Source organism: Hymenobacter agri (assembly GCF_054778495.1).
On record NZ_BAAGZM010001169.1, the window covers coordinates 1 to 703 of the forward strand.

Below are 703 nucleotides of genomic sequence, written 5' to 3' on the forward strand. Positions count from 1 at the left end.
GGCCGTCGTGGGCGGGCCCGCGCGAGCTGAGGGCGGCCACCTGCCCGCTGGGGTCGGTGGCACCCACCGTCAGCGTATTCTTCGACATTTTGAACTGCCCGGTGAGGTTGGCGAACCGGGCAATGCCTTTGTAAGAGCCATCGGGGCTGGCCGCCGTGCCCACGTTGCCGGCCGAAAACACGTGCAACAGCTGCGGAAACTGCTGGGTGTGCTGGTCGTAGGCCTGGGCTTCGAGACCGTAATAATTCTCGATGCTGCCCACGCCGTACGAATGGTTTTGCACCGACACGCCGGCTTGGGTGAGTTGGGCGCCGTCGTCGGGCAGGAAGTTGGCGAAGCTCGAAGTGGCCAGCCGCACGGCGCGGGCCGCGCCCCGGCCCAGCGGGTCGGAGTTGCCGGCCCCGCCCAGCAGAGTAGCCATGGCCGTAGCGTGCTCGGAATAGGGCTTGGTGAAGGCCCCGGGGTTCACGGCCCGGCCCTTCAGGTCAATATCGTCGGGGTCGAAGGGCTGCTCTTTCACCGAAGCCGTGAGGCCCTGGCCGGTGAGCTCGGGAAAGCGGGCGTGCACCGCCGTAATGGCATTCACCGACAAATCGGAATTGCTCAGCCGGCGCTCCTCCTGGGCGCGGCGGGTGGCTACGTCCACAAACTCCACGCCCGGCGCGGCGGCCAGCTGTGCCGCCGTGAGGCCAGCCACGGTGAG

The 703-nt window shown here is 68.0% G+C and carries 1 protein-coding gene; it reads right to left on the bottom strand.

Going from position 1 to position 703, the window contains the following annotated elements; translation table 11 throughout:
* The coding region (locus tag ACYVDE_RS25135) for a S8 family serine peptidase (protein ID WP_460504245.1) at positions 1 to 703 on the bottom strand (703 nt) is incomplete at both ends.